We start from the raw sequence: 17,225 nt of genomic DNA, 5'->3' as shown, positions 1-17,225 counted from the left end.
CGGCCGTCGCGATGTCCATGCTGTCTGTCGTACCAGAGAAGGTGGGGAGCCTTCCCGAATGATGAGCGCGCCCACACCGATGGGATCGCCGGGCCGTGACCCGGTCCAGCTTCAGCGTGCCCGGGACATGGTCCTGCCGGCGCTGTGCCAGGCGTTCGGGGCCGCACTGGCGCGTTTCGACGATGCACTGTTCGACCGCGCCGGCAATGCTGGCTCGTCGCAGCTGCTGTTCCTGGATGCGATGCGCGAGCTGCGCCGTCGCCGTGAGGACATCGCCGCCGCCTTCGCCGGCCACCTGCAGCGGGCCTGGGATGCACTGGCCAGTGGCGAGCCGTTGTCGGCCGAAGCCACCCTGTCCGGGCCGGCCGAGGATGGCCTGAGCCTGCTGGCTGAACATGTACTGGAATCGCGGCTGGCGGTGCGCAATTTCGCCACCGTGCTGCTGCGTGACTTCAAGCCGGTGCTGGCGCGGCTGGACCGCCGCCTCGGCCGCCTGATCGGCGGCGCCGAGCTGGATGCCGATCACAACCCGGTCAGCCCCGAACATCTGGGCGTGGCCATCCATGAGGCCTTTGCCGGCTGCGAACTGGCGCCGGAAGTGCACCTGGTGCTGATAAAGCTGTGCGAGCGCGACCTGCGCGCGCCGGTGGGCCGCATCTACGAGAAGCTGGACGAGCAGCTGGCCGCCGCTGGCGTGATGTCGCAGATGGGGGCGCCGCGGCGTCCATTGTCGGCCGCGCCCGACCCGCGCATGGCGCCCGGGTCGGACGATCTGGTCGAGCCGCGCCACGCGGCGGGCTTCGAATCCGAATTCAGCGATGATGAACAGGCCGCGCCGGCCTGGGCACAGCGCTTCGCTGCGCGCTGGTCCGAGCGCCGTGGCCACATGCAGCAGCACCTCGGGAGCGAGGATGCCGGCAACGGCGAGGCGTATGCCGGCCAGCAGGGAATGCTGCTGGAGGCCCTGCATGAGCTGCTGCAGCAGACCCGTCATGTCCGCGAGGACGCCACCTCGGCCGCGCAGGTCGCGGTTGGCCAGCACCGCCCGTTGAGCCAGCGCGAGATGATGTCGGTGCTGTCGCTGCTGCAGGCCACGCCCAGTGCCACCCTGCGTGCGGCCATCGGCGAGGATGGCGAATCACTGGCGCAGCGGCTGAAGAGTGAAGTGCTGTCCAGCGCCACCCGTCTCGGCGTCGATCCTGGCCAGACCCGGCTGGACCCGCAGGACGAAGATGCGATCGATCTGGTCGGCATGCTGTTCGACGTGATGCTGGACGAACGCGAGCTGGAGGGCCGTTCGCGCGAGCTGATCGGCCGCCTGGTGGTGCCCTTCGTCAAGGTGGCGATGCTCGACCGCCGCATGTTCGTGCAGAAGACCCACCCGGCCCGCAAGCTGCTCAACTCGCTGGCCGAAGCCTGCGAGGGGAATACCGGCGAAAGCCAGGCCGAGCGCATGCTGATGGCCAAGGTCGAGGAAATCATCGAGCGCCTGGTGGCTGAGTTCAACGAGAACCTGGCGATCTTCCTGACCCTGGAAGAAGAATTCCGCGAGTTCCTCGTGCAGCACCGCCGCCGTGTGGAAATCGCCGAGCGCCGCGCCGCCGAAACGCAGCGCGGCCAGGAGAAGCTGGAAATGGCCCGCAGCCGGGCGGGTGCCGAACTGGATCGCCGCATCGGCGATGCCACCCTGCCGCCGGCCATCGCTGAGTTCCTGCGCCAGCCATGGCAGCACCACCTGACCCTGGCGCTGCTGCGCGAGGGCGAGGAGGGCGCGTCGGTGGCCGAGGCACTGAGCCTGGCTGACGGCCTGCTGGAGGAAGTGGCCGAGGCCCGCCGCCAGATCGTCGGCAAGCCGTGGCTGCAGGCCTGGCAGCCGGTGCTGGCCAAGGTATTTGCCAGTGTCGGCGTGCACGGCGATGCCGCCACGGGTGCCATCGACGCCCTGCACGACACCCTGCAGGGCATTGCGGAATCGCGACCGGAACTGCAGCGCGCGCTGCCGGAGCTGCCGCAGGTTGCCTTGCCGGCGCCGCCGGTGGCTGAGTCGCCAGCGGTGGAGCTCGGCGGGCAGATCGACGCCGACGATTTCGACAACGCCGATGCCGACCGCTTCCGACGCATGGAAATCGGCAACTGGCTGGACTTCGTCGACAAGGACGGCAAGGTGCAGGCCGGCAAGCTGTCCTGGGTCAGCCCGATTTCCTCGCGCCTGCTGTTCGTCAACCGCCGCGGCGTGCGCTTCTGCGTGGCCTCGCCGGAAGAACTGGCGGTGATGGTGCGGCTGGGCCGCCTGCGCGCCCACGTCGACGATGGCGCCTTCGACAGCGCGATGCAGGGTGTGATCGATCGGCTGGACCCGGGCAGCGCAACACTGCACTGAGCCGTGGCCGCCTGCTAGGATCGGGAAAACTCACCGATCAGCGGGGACCTGCATGGCCGTGGCGTTGCTGGGGATCAAGGAGACCGCGCCGGGCGAACGGCGCGTGGCGTTGACGCCGGAAACCGCGCGCAAGCTCGGTGCCTTGGGCATCACTGTCTGGTATGAGGCCGGCGCCGGTCTGGCGGCGGGATTTACCGATGCTGCCTATGACGACGCCGGTGCACGTGTGTTCGATGTAGGTCGCTGGGCCGAGATCGATATCCTGCTGTGCGTGCAGGCACCGCCGGTGGCGGTGCTGGAGCAGCTCAAGCCCACTGCCAGCGTGGTCGGCCTGCTGACCCCGGCCAGTGATCCGGCGCTTGCGGCATTGGCCGCTGGCGACCGCCTGCACCTGTTCCCACTGCAGCAGCTGCCGCGCACCACCCGCGCGCAGGCGATGGATGTACTCAGCTCGCAGGCCGGCATGGCCGGTTACAAGGCGGCACTGATCGCGGCCGAGCGTGCGCCGCGTTTCTTCCCGATGCTGACCACCGCCGCCGGTACCGTGCGCCCGGCCAAGGTGCTGGTGATCGGTGCCGGTGTGGCCGGTCTGCAGGCCATCGCTACCGCACGTCGTCTCGGTGCACAGGTGGAAGGTTTCGACGTGCGCCCGGAAACCCGCGAGCAGATCCAGTCGCTGGGCGCGCGCTTCCTTGATCTTGGTGTGAGTGCAGCCGGTGAAGGCGGCTATGCGCGTGCGTTGACCGATGAGGAACGCGCCGAGCAGCAGCGCCGGCTGGCCGACCACCTGCGCAGCGTGGATGTGGTGATCTGCACGGCAGCGGTACCGGGGCGACCGGCGCCGACGATCGTGACTGCCGCGATGGTGGAAGGCATGGCCACCGGCAGCGTCATTGTCGATCTGGCGGCAGAGAGCGGCGGCAACTGCGCACTGACCCAGCCGGGGCAGTGCATCGAACATCAGGGCGTGACCATCGATGGCCCGCTGGGCCTGGCCAGCCGCGGCGCGACCCAGGCCAGCGAGATGTACGCGCGCAACCTGCTCAACTTCGTCGCCTTGTTCGTGCGCGAAGGGGAGCTCAGTTTCGACTGGGACGACGAGTTGCTGGCGAAGACACGCTGGCAGGCGTGAGCCGGTAGCGCCGGTTGCCTTCCCGGTAGATCCACGCCATGCGTGGAGGAACGGCCCAGCGTGCGGACCAGGGTCCGCACCCACCCTGCGGATGCCGGCGTTACCGCGGCTTCGCCGGCGGCGGGTTGTCGCGCACCCAGTCCTTGCGTTGTTCCGGCGTCATCTGCGACCAGCGCTCGCGCAGGGCGTCGCGCTGTTCCGGCGGCATGTTCCGCATCTGACCGAACAGGGCCCGGGCCTGCTCACGCTGTTCCGGGTTCATGTGCTCGAAGCGGCGCAGGCCACGGCGGGCCTTGTCGCGCTCCTCCGGGCTCATCGATTGCCAGCGCTGGCCATGCGAAAGCATGCGCTGGCGCTGGCCGGCATCGGCGCTGTTCCAGCGGTCGCGCAGCGGCGCCAGCAGGGATTCGCGCTGCGCTTCGCTCAGGTGTTCCCACGCCGGCAGCGGTGCGGCCGGCGCAGGGCGTGCGGCAGGGGCGGGCGCGGCGCTCTGCGCCAGTGCCGGGAAGGCCGGCAGCAGCAACAGGGTCATCAGCAGGGGCAGGGTGTGCAGTCGGGACATGATTCACTCCATCGCCAGGTCGGTATCGCCCAGCCACAGGTACAGATCGGGATTTTCGTCGTAGAGCGCGCTGTTGTCTTCCGCCGAGGCAAGCACAGGTGCCGGCGCAGGGCCCGTCAGGGTGCCGTGGCCGGTGAACTGCAGGCCGATACCCAGTGCCACCACCAGTGAACAGGCACTGGCCAGCCACCAGCGCCAGCGCCCGCGATGGGCGGCCGTGGCGCCGTGGCGAGCCTGGCGCAGCCGGGCCAGCGTTGCCGGCGACAGCGCGTGCAGCGACTGCGCGTGCAGGCTGCGCAGGGTGTCATCGGAAGGCAGGGAGCGGTTCACGGGTGGGTCTCCAGATAATCCTGCAGCGCCTGGCGGGCGCGTGCCAGATGGGTTTTTACCGCGCCTTCGCTGCAGCCCATGGCGCGGGCGGTGGTGGCCCCGTCCAGGTCCTGCAGCACGCGCAGGGTGAAGGCCTCGCGCTGGCGGGCGGGCAGGCGGCGCAACGCGTCCACCAGCTGTTGGTACTGCTGGCGCTGTTCGTGCGCCTGTGCCGGGTCCGGGCCGGGGTCGGCCCAGTCGATCTCGCCGCCGTCGGCGTCCTGGTTGTCGCGCCAGAACGGCAGTCGGAAGCGGCGCCGGCGCTGCACGTCGATCACGCGTCGGCGCAGGATGCTCCAGAACAGCGGGGCCCATTCGGCAGCCGGCTTGTCGGCGTAGTCCAGCATGCGCAGCAGCGCGTCCTGCACCGTGTCCATGGCGTCTTCGCGCTGGCGCAGGCCGGCCTCGGCGAAGCGGAACGCGCGCGGGCCAACACTGGCCAGGAACGCCTCCAGCGACGCCGGCAGGGCATCGGTCTCGGCGCTCGGGGGGACGGGGCTGCTCACCAGCACAGGGTACGGTTCCTCGCTCGGGGTCACCATCGACAACGCGTGAGCGCGGCTTCGGTTGACGCCGGGCGCGCACCGGGTTCAGCCCATGGTTATGATGGGACGACGAAGACAGAGCAGGAGCGTTGCCGGTGAGTGACGGGTTCGTAGCGCTGTACATCTTCATGCTGGCAGCCATCGCCGGCCACGTGATCATTTCGCGGGTGCCGGTGATCCTGCATACCCCGCTGATGTCGGGCTCCAACTTCATCCACGGCATCGTGCTGATCGGTGCAATGGTGGTGCTGGGGCACGCGCAGACACCACTGGAGAAAGCTCTGGGCTTCCTCGCCGTGGCGCTTGGTGCTGGCAACGCCGCCGGTGGCTACGTGGTCACCGCGCGCATGCTGGAAATGTTCAAGCCGAGCGCGCCCAAGGGCGGCAAGGACGAGCCGAAGGAGCCGCAGGCTTGAACATCAGCACCGTCGAACTGCTCGATTGGCTGGTCAAGGCCAGCTACCTCGTCGCCGCCACGCTGTTCCTGCTGGGCCTGCAGCGCATGGCCTCGCCGCTGACCGCGCGCAGCGGCATCCGCTGGGCCGGGCTGGGCATGCTGCTGGCCACGGTGGCGACGTTCTTCCTGCCCGAACTGCATAACGTGCCGCTGATCCTGGTGGCGCTGCTGCTTGGCGCGGGCCTGGCCTGGTGGTCGGCCGGCAAGGTTGCCATCACCGACATGCCGCAGATGGTGGCGCTGTACAACGGCATGGGCGGCGGCTCGGCCGCGGCCATCGGTGCAGTGGAACTGCTGCGCTACGCCTTCCTCGCCAACCGTGATACCAGCCACTGGAGCGCACAGGCGCTGGCCGACCTCGCTGCCCGCCAACCCTCGGGCATGGTGCTGCTGCTGGCGGTGGTCGGCGCGGCCATCGGTGCGGTGTCGCTGTCCGGCTCGGTGATTGCCTGGGCCAAGCTCGATGGCCGCCTGGACAAGCGGGTGACCTGGCCGGGCCAGCAGGTGATGAACCTGCTGGTGGCACTTGCGGTGGTGGTGCTGGCGATCATCGCGGCCAGCACGCTCAACACCTGGGCGATCGTCGCGTTCTTCGTGCTGGCACTGGCACTGGGCGTGCTGATGACGCTGCCGATCGGTGGCGCCGACATGCCGGTGGTGATCTCGCTGTACAACGCGTTCACCGGCCTGGCGGTGTCGTTCGAAGGCTATGTGCTGGGCAACGAGGCGCTGATCATCGCCGGCATGATGGTCGGCGCGGCGGGCATCCTGCTGACCCGGCTGATGGCCAAGGCGATGAACCGGCCGATCCGCAACGTGTTGTTCTCCAACTTCGGCGGCGGCGCCGGCGGCGAAGCGCAGGCGATCACTGGCGCGCAGAAGCCGATTGAAGCGTCGGACGTCGCGGCGATGATGGCCTACGCCGAACGCGTGGTGATCGTGCCCGGTTATGGCATGGCGGTGGCGCAGGCCCAGCACAAGATCTGGGAGCTGGCGCAGCGGTTGGGCCAGCGCGGGGTGAAGGTGAAGTTCGCGATCCACCCGGTGGCTGGGCGCATGCCTGGGCACATGAACGTGCTGCTGGCCGAAGCGGGTGTGCCCTACGACCTGATCGCCGACATGGACGACATCAACCCGGAATTCGCCAACACCGATGTGGTGCTGGTGATCGGTGCCAACGACGTGGTCAATCCGGTGGCACGTACCGACCCGGCCAGCCCGATCTACGGCATGCCGGTGCTGGATGTGGTCAACGCGCGCAACGTGGTGGTGATCAAGCGCGGCAAGGGCACCGGTTTTGCCGGCATCGAGAATGCGCTGTTCTACGCCGACAACACCCGCATGCTGTACGGCGATGGTGCGGAAGCGGCGGCCTCGCTGGTGAGCGAACTGAAGGCGCTCGACGGCGGGCATTGAGCGGCGGCTGCATCGGGTAGGTGCGGACCTTGGTCCGCACGCTTCTACCGGCCAGCGGCCGGCACTACCTGCCGGTGGGTCAGCGCGCCAGCCAGGCGCCCACGGCCACGCCCAGGGCCAGCCAAAGCCATTCCATCGCGCCATTGGCGAGGGTGATCAGGGTCCAGGCCAGGTGCGGGCCCATCCGCAGGGTGGCGTCCCACAGGTCCAGCCCGATCGAGCCGCCCATCCACGCGCTGGCGATGGCCCAGTTGGCTACGGCCGCCACCAGCACGGTGCCCAGCACGACCAGGGCGATGCGCAGCCGGCCCGGGCCCAGCGTGCCCATGCGCAGCATGAACACCAGTTCCAGGGCGGTCAGTACCGCCATCCAGCCGACCTGCCGGCCGGTCATCAACGCCAGCATCATCCAGGCGAGGGGAGCAACAAGCAGACCCAGCAACAGCATGATGGGCCAGAGCCAGGTCACGGTCCTGGCACGCGCGGCATTGGAGGACATCGAAGCTCCCTGAAGATCACCCACAGGATACTGTGGTTTGCCGCAGTGCACCGGCGGCGGCAGGGCGGCTGGGCTAGAATGCCGTCTTGCGTGGCCTTGGCCACGGCCCCATATCGGTCCCCATGTATTCCCGTAGCAGCGAACCTGTCCACTTCGAACGCGATTGCGAGGCCGTGATGGTCCCGCAGGGCGACACCGTGACCCTGCCCGCCGGCAGCTATGGGTACATCACCCAGGCGCTGGGCGGCAGTTATTCGGTGTTCGTCGAGGGCAACCTGTTCCGCATCGCCGGCAAGGACGGCGACGCCATCGGCAAGGAGGCACCGGCACCGCTCGAGCTGCCGGCTGACGCCACCGATGAACAGGTGGAACAGCTGGTGTGGCAGCAGCTGCGCACCTGCTTTGATCCGGAAATTCCGGTGAACATCGTCGAACTGGGCCTGGTCTACGAGGTCGAGATCAAGCACCTGGACGAAGGCAAGCGCGAGATCGACGTGAAGATGACCCTGACCGCACCGGGCTGCGGCATGGGCGAGATCCTGGTCGACGACGTGCGCAGCAAGCTCGAAATGATTCCGACGGTGGCCGAGGCCGACGTCGACCTGGTGTTCGACCCGCCGTGGAACCAGCACATGATGTCCGAGGCGGCCCGGCTCGAGACCGGCATGCTTTGACCCACGGCCCGCAGTGACGCGGGCCGGGCATTACCCGCAACCAGAACAGGAAATCTCCGGTGTCCCAGTCCATTCCCAGCTTCGCCGTCACCCGTTCGGACCACCCGCGCAGCGCTGAAGAGCGCGCCCAGATCCTGGAGAAGCCGGGTTTCGGCCTGCACTTCACCGACCACATGGTGGAAGTGCGCTGGGACAAGGACACCGGCTGGCACAACGCCAACGTGCGCGCCTACGGTCCGCTGCAGCTGGACCCGGCCGCGGCCGTGCTGCACTACGGCCAGGAAATCTTCGAGGGCATCAAGGCCTACCGCCATGCCGACGGTTCGATCTGGACCTTCCGCCCGGATGCCAACGGCCGTCGCCTGCAGCGTTCGGCGCAGCGCCTGGCGCTGCCGGAACTGCCGGTGGAGATCTTCGTCGAATCGCTGAAGCAGCTGATCGCCGTCGACAGCGCCTGGGTGCCGTCGGCCGATGAGTCGAGCCTGTACTTCCGTCCGTTCATGATCGGCGACGAAGCTTTCCTCGGCGTGCGCGGCGCACACAAGGCCGGCTACTACGTGATCGCCAGCCCGGCCGGCCCGTACTTCGCCAAGGGCGTCGCCCCGGTGTCGATCTGGCTGTCGACCGAGTACGCACGTGCGGCCAAGGGTGGCACCGGTGCCGCAAAGTGCGGTGGCAACTACGCGGCTTCGCTGCTGCCGCAGCAGAAGGCACAGGCACAGGGCTGCTCGCAGGTGCTGTTCCTCGACCCGGTCGAAGGCAAGTACCTGGAAGAACTGGGTGGCATGAACGTGTTCCTGGTCTACAAGGACGGCACGCTGGTTACCCCGCAGCTGTCCGGCAGCATCCTCGAAGGCATCACCCGCGAGAGCATCCTGCAGCTGGCCCGCGACCGCGGCATGAAGGTCGAAGAGCGCAAGGTCAGCATCGACGAGTGGAAGGACGGCGTTGCCTCCGGCGAGATCGCCGAAGTGTTCGCCTGCGGCACCGCGGCGGTGGTCACCCCGATCGGCCAGCTGAAGGGCGAGGGCTTCTCGGTGGGCGACATCAACGCACCGGCCGGCGAAGTGACCATGTCGCTGCGCAAGGAACTGACCGACATCCAGTACGGCCGCCTGCCGGACCGCCACAACTGGCTGGTCAAGCTGGGCTGATCGCCCGCGTTGAACCGGTAGCGCCGGGCCATGCCCGGCGGCGCTTCTTGAAAGCCCGTCCCAGTGACGGGCTTTCTGCGTTGTGGGCCCGCCCGGCGACCGCAGCAGACGGGCGCTTGACGCAAATAGGTTTGCGCTGCAAACTAAATTCAAGCGACCCCGATGGAGCGTGTCATGCAGCAGCCGTCCGTCATTGATCCTTCCTCGCGCCTGCAGGCGCTGACCCGTGAATATTCGCGGTACTCGCGAAGTGCCGGGGGCCTGTCGGCGATGGCAGGCGGCATTGCCTGCCTGGCCTCGTTCCTTGCCGGCGCGCTGCTGCCGACCACCCTGGCGCTGCGCATCGTGCTGATTGCCGTGCCGGTGCTGTGGATCGTCGGCAAGCAATGGCTGGCACGCCGTTACTACCAGCGGCTGGGCCAGGTCGAGGAGCAGGTCACGCCGGTCGAGCGCAATTTCCAGCGCTTCTTCATTGCCTTCACCGCGCTGGTAAGCGTGCTGGTGATCGGCAGCGTGCTGACCCGGCTGGCGCCGATGGGTGAGCTGCCCTGGGACCTGCGCGCCATTGGTTACCTGGCCGTGGTGGCGCTGCTGCCCTGGGTGGTGTGGCGCTGGCTGCGTACGCCGCTGGAGTTCATCGTGGGCGTGTTCCTGTTGTGCCAGGCCGCGCTGGCTTTCACCGGGCAGGCGTATGGCTTCGCCCTGAGCACGGCCGTGTTTCCGCTGGCATCCGTCGCACTGATCGTGGTCGGCTGGCGTGACCACCAGCGCTTCCAGCGGCTGCAGGTAGAGATGCGCGCGTTCATGGCGGCGCGGACGAACGCCGAATGACCCAGCTGCCTGACTCCAGAGCGCTGCTCCAGCTCGACCGCTTGATCCACGAGCCGGCACGCCTGCTGATCCTGTCGATCCTGGCAGGTGCCGAATCCGCCGAGTTCGGTTTTGTCGAACATCTCAGCGGGTTGAGCAAGGGCAACCTGTCCAGCCATCTGAGCAAGCTGGAGGCTGCTGGACTGGTCGCCATCGACAAGTCGTTCCGCGGCAAGCGCCCGCTGACCACCCTGCAGTTGACGCCGATGGGCCGCACTGCCCTGGCCGAGTACCGCACGCAGCTGGCGGCGATCGTTGCCGGCATTCCCGATCCGGATCGAAAGGACGCCTGACATGACATTGCTCCCGCGCCTGTTTGCAGTTCTGGTTGTTTCCTTCTCTGCCCTCATCGGCGCGGCTGCGGCTGCAGATCCGCGCCAACAGGGAGCTGCGCTGACCACGCAGTTCTACGAAGGGCACATCGACGCACTGTGGGAACGGATGACGCCGCAGATGCAGGCGGGGCTGCAGTCCCCGCAGAACCTGGTGGCGCTGCGCGAGCAGGTGCTGGCGGGCTGGGGCGCAGAAACCGAGCTGGTCAGTGAGAAGGTCGAGAAGGTTGATGGATTCGACACCTATCTGCGGCAGGCGCGCTTCGCCAGGAGCCCGGACCTGATCCAGGTGCTGTGGGCCATCGATGCCGACGGGCGGATTGGCGGCTTCTACATCCGCCCGCTACAGACCACGCCGCCGCAGGCCGCAGCGAGCGGGTTCCTCGACTACCAGACCCGCACACGGCTGCAACTGCCGTTCGACGATGAGTACTTCGTGTTCTGGGGCGGGCGCAGTGTCGAACAGAACTACCATGCGGCCCATGCCGGCCAGCGCTTCGCGCTGGATCTGCTGGTGGTCCGCGATGGCCGGTCGCACCGTGGCGATGGCCTGCGCAACGATGATTACTACTGCTTCGGTCGCCCGATCCTCGCGCCCGCCGACGGCACGGTGGTGGAGGTGATCGAGGGTGTCGCCGACAACGTGCCGGGCCAGATGAATGCCGCCCAGCTCACCGGTAACCGCGTCATCCTCGACCACGGCAACGAGGAATACTCGGTGCTGGCGCACCTGCGCCAGGGCAGTGTGCGTGTGGCGCAGGGACAGGCTGTCCGCCGCGGCGCGCACCTCGGTGACTGTGGCAACAGCGGCAACTCCTCCGAGCCGCACCTGCACTACCAGCTGCAGGCAGGGCCCGTGTTCGGTGTCGGCGAAGCGCTGCCGGCACAGTTCTCCGGTTACGTGGCCGATGGCCAGCCGGTTGCACGTGGCGAGCCGGTCAAAGGTCAGCGGATCCGGCCGGCGCGCCTCCCTCAGGCAAAGTAGTCAGCGCGTCCGACGCGATGGGCAGGCACGCCGCGGGCACACTGCGCCTTCGTTGGTGTCAGCAGTGGACGCCGATGTCGGCAAAGTCATCGCAGGACACGTGATGACCCAGTCAGGTGCGTGCAGGGCAGGAGAAAGTTCCTTCATCTTCACAAACCCTCGACCCGAAAAGTCTCAGAACGAACATTTCATCTTGCTGAAAAGACGCTGAAAATCTTGTGGTGTCCGGTTTTGGTCATTAGCGTCATCTGCACGGCGGATCGTTAGGGGGATCCGCTGGCTCGCCGGACTTCGAACCTCGCCAACGCAAGCCAGCCCAGGGTTCGGGCCGGTGCTTCTGCCGATTCCGGCATTCACACCACAAGAAAGGGAAATACGATGTCCCAGGTAACGCAACCGCGTGTGCGTCGAGTGTGGGTGGTCCTTGGTGCGTCCGTTCTGTCATCGCTGCTGCTGGCCACGCCTGCGCTGGCCGGTGATGTCCAGCTCAGCGGCCTGCAGTCCGCACAGACCCACCAGCGTTTCATCGTGAAGTACCGCGACGGCAGCGCGCCGGTGGCCAACACCACCGCACTGGCCTCTTCGCTGAAGAGTGCCGCCGCCGGCCTGGCCAGCAGCCAGGGCCGCGCGCTGGGCCTGCAGCAGGTCCGCAAGCTGGCCGTCGGCCCGACCCTGGTCAAGACCGATCGTCCGCTCGACCAGGCCGAATCCGAGCAGCTGATGCGCAAGCTGGCCGCCGACCCGAACGTGGAATACGTTGAAGTCGACCAGATCATGCGTGCCACCCTGACCCCGAACGACACCCGCTTCAGCGAGCAATGGGGCTTCGGCACCTCCAATGCCGGCATCAACATCCGGCCGGCCTGGGACAAGGCCACCGGCACCGGTGTGGTCGTGGCGGTGATCGACACCGGCATCACCAACCACGCCGACCTCAATGCCAACATCCTGCCCGGCTACGACTTCATCAGTGATGCGGCGATGGCGCGCGACGGCAACGGCCGCGACAACAACCCGAACGATGAGGGCGACTGGTACGGCGACAACGAGTGCCAGGCGGGCTACCCGGGTTCGAACTCCAGCTGGCACGGTACCCACGTGGCCGGCACGGTAGCGGCGGTGACCAACAACAGCACCGGCGTGGCAGGTACTGCGTTCAACGCCAAGGTCGTGCCGGTGCGCGTGCTCGGCAAGTGCGGCGGTTACACCTCCGACATTGCCGACGCGATCGTGTGGGCGTCCGGCGGCAGCGTCAGCGGCGTGCCGGCCAATGCCAATCCGGCCGAGGTCATCAACCTCTCGCTGGGCGGCGGCGGCAGCTGCTCGACCACCTACCAGAACGCGATCAATGGCGCTGTCGGGCGTGGCACCACCGTGGTGGTCGCCGCCGGCAACAGCAACACCAACGTGTCCTCGTCGGTGCCGGCCAACTGCCCGAACGTGATCGCAGTGGCGGCCACCACCTCGGCCGGTGCGCGTGCCAGCTTCTCCAACTATGGCAACGGCATCGACATCTCGGCACCGGGCCAGGGCATCCTGTCCACCCTCAACAGCGGCACCACCACCCCGGGCAGTGCCAGCTACGCTTCGTACAACGGCACCTCGATGGCGGCACCGCACGTGGCCGGCGTGGTCGCGCTGATGCAGTCCGTAGCCCCGAGCCCGCTGAGCCCGGCGCAGGTGGAGAGCATCATCAAGAGCACTGCACGTCCGCTGCCGGGCGCCTGCTCGGGCGGCTGCGGCGCCGGCATCATCGACGCCGACGCGGCCGTGGCTGCGGCGATCAACGGTGGCGGCCCGAACCCGGGTGGCAACGTCCTGCAGAACAACGTTCCGGTCACCGGCCTCGGCGCTGCCAGCGGTGCTTCGCTGAGTTACACCGTGAACGTTCCGGCCGGCAGCACCCAGCTGCGCGTGGCGATCAGTGGCGGCAGCGGTGATGCCGACCTGTACGTGCGCCAGGGCAGTGCCCCGACCGATACCGCCTACACCTGCCGCCCGTACCTGAGCGGCAACAGCGAGACCTGCACCATCAACAGTCCGGCTGCCGGCACGTGGTATGTGCGGGTGAAGGCCTACAGCACCTTCTCGGGCCTGACTCTCAACGCCCAGTACTGAGCCCAAGCCCCTCTCCATGGGCACGCCCCGGCTCCGGCCGGGGCGTTTTTGCATGGGGACGCGCGGTGATGCGAGCCACCGCGTCGTGGTAGGTGCCGACCTTGGTCGGCACGCTGTTCCTCAGACCGATTCGAAGCGGTTCGCGGCCACGTTCTTGCGCACGTGCTGCGGGTCGAAAATCCGCCCGTTCATCGCGATGTACACGCCGCTCGGCAACGACTGCACCGCACCGATCGCGCAGCCGATGTTGAACTCCGCATCCGAGCCGCGGAAACGCGCCGGGCTCAGCGCGCCGGTCATCACGATGGTCTTGTCCGCGATCGTCGCCAGCACCTTGCCGGTCTGCACCATCGAATCGGTGCCGTGGGTCACCAGCACGTGCCGGGTCGGCTGCGCGGCGATGGTGGCGCGGATCAGTTCGCGGTCCTCATCGTTGATGTGCAGCGAATCCTTGCGCAGGATCGGAATCACGTTGAAGCGGAACGTCACGCCCAGCTCGCGCAGGATCATGCCGATCTGGGGGTCGCCGATCTGGTAGTCCGACTTGTCGTCGAAGTAGATCTTGTCGATCGTGCCACCGGTGGTGACGACCAGGAGCTCTTCCATCATGTGCATGCGCGAAACCAGGACAGGTACAGCGGCGCGGGGCCAGGAACACAGATGATACGGCCCGGCGGCCGCAGCGTCAGCGTCGCTTGCCGAAGCGGGCGCGCAGCCCCGGCAGGCTGGCGCTGAAGATCACCAGCAGGGCCAGCGCGATCTCGATCAGCGCCAGCCAGCGTGTTTCCGGGTGGCTCCAGGCACTCATCACCCCGTGGCTGAACCAGCCCAGGGCCAGCACCGAGGCCCAGAAACCGGCCTTGCGCCAGCCCAGTCGCAGGGCAACGGCCAACGTCAGCGGCGGCGCGGTGAACACCAGCTGGGTGGCCAGCCAGTGCTTGTCATTGATGAACCAGCCGGCGAACAGCGCGGCCAGCCCCATCAGGGCCAGCAGCAGGACCGTGCGCGGCGCCGCGCTCATCGGGCCAACCGCTGTGCGATGTCGGCCACCCGGCGGCCCAGCGCGCGCGCCAGCACGGCTTCATCGTCGGTCGGCTGCGGGTCGTCGGCTGCACCGGCCACATGGCTGGCGCCATACGGCGTGCCGCCACTGGTGGTGTGGCTCAGCGCCGGCTCGGTGAACGGGATGCCGACGATCACGCAGCCATGGTGCAGCAGCGGCACCTGCATCGACAGCAGGGTCGATTCCTGGCCGCCATGCATCGAGGCGGTGGAGGTGAACACGCCAGCCGGCTTGCCGGAGAGGGTGCCGTTGACCCATTCGGCGCCCAGCCCGTCCAGGAAGTGCTTGACCGGCGCCGCCATGTTGCCGAAGCGGGTGGGGCTGCCAAGCAGCAGGCCCTGGCATTCGACCAGGTCCTGCACGCTCACGTAGGGGGCACCATCGTCGGGGACCGGAGGTTGTGCGGTCTGGGTCACGGCGGCCACCGGCGGCACTGTGCGCAGGCGCGCGGTCATGCCCGGCACTTCGCCGATGCCCCGCGCGATCTGGCGCGCCAGCCGTGCCACTGAACCGCCCCGGCTGTAGTACAGCACCAGAATCTCGCCCATCGTGCCCGCTTCTCCTCGTCGTGTGGCCACCAGTATGGCTATCCTGCGAGCATTCCGCATCGGGTACCCTTTCGCCGATGGAACCTTTGGATACGCTCAACCTGTGGATGGAGCGCGCGCGGGATCGCGCACGGGCCATCAGTTTCGGCCGCTTCCTGTGGCATCGCTTCCTCGACGACCGCCTGTTCCAGGCAGCGGCGGCACTGGCGTACACCACTGTGTTCGCGCTGGTGCCGCTGGCCATCGTGGTGTTCGGCGTGCTCTCGGCCTTCCCTGTCTTCGACCGCTGGAGCGACCAGCTCAGCGATTACGTCTTCTCCAACTTCGTGCCCAACGCCGCGCGTGCGGCCGAAGGCTACCTGCGGCAGTTCTCGGCCAGTGCCGGGCAGCTCACGGCTGCCGGCTTCATCGCACTGGTGGTCTCGTTGCTGATCACCCTCAACAGCGTTGAAGAGACCTTCAACCAGATCTGGCGGGTCGGCTCGACCCGGCCCAAGCTGACCCGCTTCCTGGTCTACTGGACCGTGCTGACCCTGGGCGCAATGCTCGCTGCCGCTTCGCTGGCGGTGTCGGCGCGGGTGTTCGCGATGCCACTGTTCGGCACCCAGGAGGGCCGCTGGCTGGCCGAGTTCGCGCTGCGGCTGGCGCCGATCCTGATCGAGTTCGTCTGTATAACGCTGATGTTCCGGGTGGTGCCGCACCACACCGTGAAATGGCGGCACGCGGTGCCCGGCGCGATTCTCGCGGCGGTCATCCTGGAACTGGTGAAATGGGGCATCGGCGCCTACCTGGGCAGCTTCCAGTCCTACCAGAAGCTCTACGGCACGGTCGCCTTCGTGCCGATCCTGCTGCTGTGGATCTACCTGTGCTGGGTGGCGGTGCTGCTGGGCGCGTCGCTGTCCTCGTCGATGGCCGCCTTCCGCTACCAGCCGGTGGAACTGCGCCTGCCGCAGGGCTACGAGTTCTATGGCCTGCTGCGCCTGCTCGGCCGCTTCCACCATGCCCGAGCCAAGGGCAAGGGCCTGGCCGATGATGAAATCCTGCGGCTGGAGCCGATGCTGACCGATTCGCTGCTGCAGGACCTGGCCTGCAACCTGCAGGAGATCGGCCTGCTGCGCCGCGATGAACGTGGCGAATGGCTGCTCTCGCGCGACCTGGACCAGGTCAGCCTGGCCGATCTGTACGAATGTACCCAGCTGCGCATTCCGGTAGCCGAGCAGCATCTGCCATACCGCGACGACACACTGGGCCGTGCTGCGCTGGCGGCACTGGACGATCTGCGGCTGCCCCTGCGCGAACGCCTCAAGCGCAAGGTCAGCGATATCTACACCGATTCCGGAGACATGCCATGACCCGCAAGACCCCGTTGCTGCTCCCGCTGGCCCTGTTGCTGGCGCTGTCGGCCTGCAAACCGGCCCAGGAGCCGACCCCCGCCAGCAGCCAGCCGCCAGCACAGGCACCGACGCCGACCACACCGGCACCGGTCGAAGAGACCCCGGCCGAGCGCACCACTGCCGAGTTCCCGACGCTGAAGATGAAGGCGGTGGATGGCAGCGACTACGACCTGGCGGCGCACCGCGGCAAGTGGGTGATCGTGAATTTCTGGGCGACCTGGTGTGCCCCGTGCCGCAAGGAGATGCCGGAGCTGTCGGCGCTGCATGCGATGCGCAGCAACATCGAGGTGGTTGGCCTGGCCTATGAGGATATCGAGGTGCCGGAGATGCAGTCGTTCCTGACCAAGCACCCGGTGACCTATCCGATCGTGATCGTGGACCCGTTCGATCCGCCGGCGGACTTCGCCACGCCGCGAGGCCTGCCGTTGACGCATCTGCTGGATCCGCAGGGCAAGCTGGCCCACACCTTCCTCGGCCCGGTGACGGCCGCCGACATCGAAAAGCAGATCGCCAGCGCAAAGTAGGGGTTATCGGCAGGGCTGCGCCCTGCACCCGCCGAAACATTCAAGCAACGGCAACAGCAACAGCCAAAGCGCGATTTCCGTGTGGTGGCGGGGCGGTGTCGGAGTGCGGGGACGCCGCAAGTACGTCCATGTAGGCTTGGCAGCCGCATCCATGCGGCGGACACCCCGCACTCCGACACCGCCCCGCCTCTGACAGATTCCCC

The 17,225-nt window shown here is 67.7% G+C and carries 19 protein-coding genes; 12 read left to right on the top strand and 7 right to left on the bottom strand.

Going from position 1 to position 17,225, the window contains the following annotated elements; all coding sequences use genetic code 11:
- The first annotated feature begins 58 nt into the window (after positions 1-58).
- Both V3B64_RS20715 and V3B64_RS20710 read left to right on the top strand, forming a co-directional pair.
- Complete coding sequence (locus tag V3B64_RS20715; RefSeq protein WP_049422876.1) at positions 59-2,380, top strand: DUF1631 domain-containing protein; 2,322 nt, start codon at positions 59-61, stop codon at positions 2,378-2,380.
- 52 nt (positions 2,381-2,432) lie between these two features.
- Positions 2,433-3,512 carry an NAD(P) transhydrogenase subunit alpha gene (locus tag V3B64_RS20710; RefSeq protein ID WP_032130088.1) on the top strand — a complete coding sequence of 360 codons (1,080 nt, stop codon included), beginning with the start codon at positions 2,433-2,435 and terminating at the stop codon, positions 3,510-3,512.
- A 100-nt stretch (positions 3,513-3,612) separates the two neighbouring features.
- Here V3B64_RS20710 and V3B64_RS20705 read toward each other — a convergent pair whose 3' ends face one another.
- The 3 genes from V3B64_RS20705 to V3B64_RS20695 are packed head-to-tail and all read right to left on the bottom strand — an operon-like array spanning position 3,613 to position 4,985.
- The gene (locus tag V3B64_RS20705) at positions 3,613-4,074 is read right to left on the bottom strand and encodes a DUF3106 domain-containing protein (RefSeq protein WP_049463518.1); all 462 of its coding nucleotides are present in this window, start codon (positions 4,072-4,074) and stop codon (positions 3,613-3,615) included.
- 3 nt (positions 4,075-4,077) lie between these two features.
- Entirely contained in the window at positions 4,078-4,404 is a 327-nt protein-coding gene (locus V3B64_RS20700) for a hypothetical protein (protein WP_032130086.1), read from the bottom strand.
- Positions 4,401-4,985: an RNA polymerase sigma factor gene (locus V3B64_RS20695; RefSeq protein WP_182267301.1), complete on the bottom strand. Its 585-nt coding sequence runs from the start codon at positions 4,983-4,985 to the stop codon at positions 4,401-4,403. Before V3B64_RS20695 ends, V3B64_RS20700 begins: the two co-directional genes overlap by 4 nt.
- Before the next feature lie 98 nt (positions 4,986-5,083).
- On the opposite strand from V3B64_RS20695, the gene V3B64_RS20690 reads away from it, so the two are divergent.
- Positions 5,084-5,404, top strand: coding sequence for an NAD(P) transhydrogenase subunit alpha (locus tag V3B64_RS20690; RefSeq protein WP_329914861.1), 321 nt, complete (start codon positions 5,084-5,086; stop codon positions 5,402-5,404).
- Entirely contained in the window at positions 5,401-6,861 is a 1,461-nt protein-coding gene (locus V3B64_RS20685) for an NAD(P)(+) transhydrogenase (Re/Si-specific) subunit beta (protein WP_032130084.1), read from the top strand. The genes V3B64_RS20690 and V3B64_RS20685 overlap by 4 nt, the downstream gene beginning before the upstream one ends.
- Before the next feature lie 79 nt (positions 6,862-6,940).
- On the opposite strand, the gene V3B64_RS20680 is transcribed toward V3B64_RS20685, so the two are convergent.
- The gene (locus V3B64_RS20680; RefSeq protein WP_100437932.1) at positions 6,941-7,360 is read right to left on the bottom strand and encodes a hypothetical protein; all 420 of its coding nucleotides are present in this window, start codon (positions 7,358-7,360) and stop codon (positions 6,941-6,943) included.
- 122 nt (positions 7,361-7,482) lie between these two features.
- On the opposite strand from V3B64_RS20680, the gene sufT reads away from it, so the two are divergent.
- From sufT to V3B64_RS20650, 6 genes are all read left to right on the top strand, one after another.
- Positions 7,483-8,034: a putative Fe-S cluster assembly protein SufT gene (gene sufT / locus V3B64_RS20675; RefSeq protein WP_005415385.1), complete on the top strand. Its 552-nt coding sequence runs from the start codon at positions 7,483-7,485 to the stop codon at positions 8,032-8,034.
- A gap of 59 nt (positions 8,035-8,093) precedes the next feature.
- Positions 8,094-9,188, top strand: coding sequence for a branched-chain amino acid aminotransferase (locus tag V3B64_RS20670; protein ID WP_010481775.1), 1,095 nt, complete (start codon positions 8,094-8,096; stop codon positions 9,186-9,188).
- 174 nt (positions 9,189-9,362) lie between these two features.
- The gene (locus tag V3B64_RS20665) at positions 9,363-10,019 is read left to right on the top strand and encodes a hypothetical protein (protein ID WP_329914859.1); all 657 of its coding nucleotides are present in this window, start codon (positions 9,363-9,365) and stop codon (positions 10,017-10,019) included.
- The gene (locus V3B64_RS20660) at positions 10,016-10,351 is read left to right on the top strand and encodes a transcriptional regulator (RefSeq protein WP_012510131.1); all 336 of its coding nucleotides are present in this window, start codon (positions 10,016-10,018) and stop codon (positions 10,349-10,351) included. The genes V3B64_RS20665 and V3B64_RS20660 overlap by 4 nt, the downstream gene beginning before the upstream one ends.
- A 1-nt stretch (position 10,352) precedes the next feature.
- Complete coding sequence (locus V3B64_RS20655) at positions 10,353-11,375, top strand: M23 family metallopeptidase (RefSeq protein ID WP_329914858.1); 1,023 nt, start codon at positions 10,353-10,355, stop codon at positions 11,373-11,375.
- 378 nt (positions 11,376-11,753) lie between these two features.
- Positions 11,754-13,493, top strand: a complete 1,740-nt coding sequence (locus V3B64_RS20650) for a S8 family peptidase (RefSeq protein WP_004144921.1) — start codon at positions 11,754-11,756, stop codon at positions 13,491-13,493.
- A 120-nt stretch (positions 13,494-13,613) separates the two neighbouring features.
- Here V3B64_RS20650 and V3B64_RS20645 read toward each other — a convergent pair whose 3' ends face one another.
- The 3 genes from V3B64_RS20645 to wrbA all read right to left on the bottom strand — a co-directional run bounded on the left by V3B64_RS20645 (position 13,614) and on the right by wrbA (position 15,104).
- Positions 13,614-14,099 carry an asparaginase domain-containing protein gene (locus V3B64_RS20645; protein WP_049463528.1) on the bottom strand — a complete coding sequence of 162 codons (486 nt, stop codon included), beginning with the start codon at positions 14,097-14,099 and terminating at the stop codon, positions 13,614-13,616.
- Positions 14,100-14,178: 79 nt separating this feature from the next.
- On the bottom strand, positions 14,179-14,514 hold the full coding sequence (locus tag V3B64_RS20640) for a DUF2069 domain-containing protein (protein ID WP_329914856.1): 336 nt from the start codon (positions 14,512-14,514) through the stop codon (positions 14,179-14,181).
- Complete coding sequence (gene wrbA / locus V3B64_RS20635; RefSeq protein ID WP_012510135.1) at positions 14,511-15,104, bottom strand: NAD(P)H:quinone oxidoreductase; 594 nt, start codon at positions 15,102-15,104, stop codon at positions 14,511-14,513. Before wrbA ends, V3B64_RS20640 begins: the two co-directional genes overlap by 4 nt.
- Before the next feature lie 77 nt (positions 15,105-15,181).
- Here wrbA and V3B64_RS20630 point away from each other — a divergent pair, with 77 nt between their 5' ends.
- Both V3B64_RS20630 and V3B64_RS20625 read left to right on the top strand, forming a co-directional pair.
- Positions 15,182-16,456 (top strand): YihY family inner membrane protein, encoded by a 1,275-nt coding sequence (locus V3B64_RS20630; protein ID WP_032130426.1) that lies wholly within the window; start codon positions 15,182-15,184, stop codon positions 16,454-16,456.
- On the top strand, positions 16,453-17,022 hold the full coding sequence (locus V3B64_RS20625) for a redoxin domain-containing protein (protein WP_329914855.1): 570 nt from the start codon (positions 16,453-16,455) through the stop codon (positions 17,020-17,022). The genes V3B64_RS20630 and V3B64_RS20625 overlap by 4 nt, the downstream gene beginning before the upstream one ends.
- Positions 17,023-17,225 lie beyond the last annotated feature (203 nt).

The sequence above is a fragment of the Stenotrophomonas sp. SMYL86 genome (genome assembly GCF_036320025.1).
Lineage (GTDB): Bacteria > Pseudomonadota > Gammaproteobacteria > Xanthomonadales > Xanthomonadaceae > Stenotrophomonas > Stenotrophomonas maltophilia_A.
Note: the sequence above shows the minus strand (reverse complement) of the source record. Positions and strands in the feature narration are given on the sequence as shown.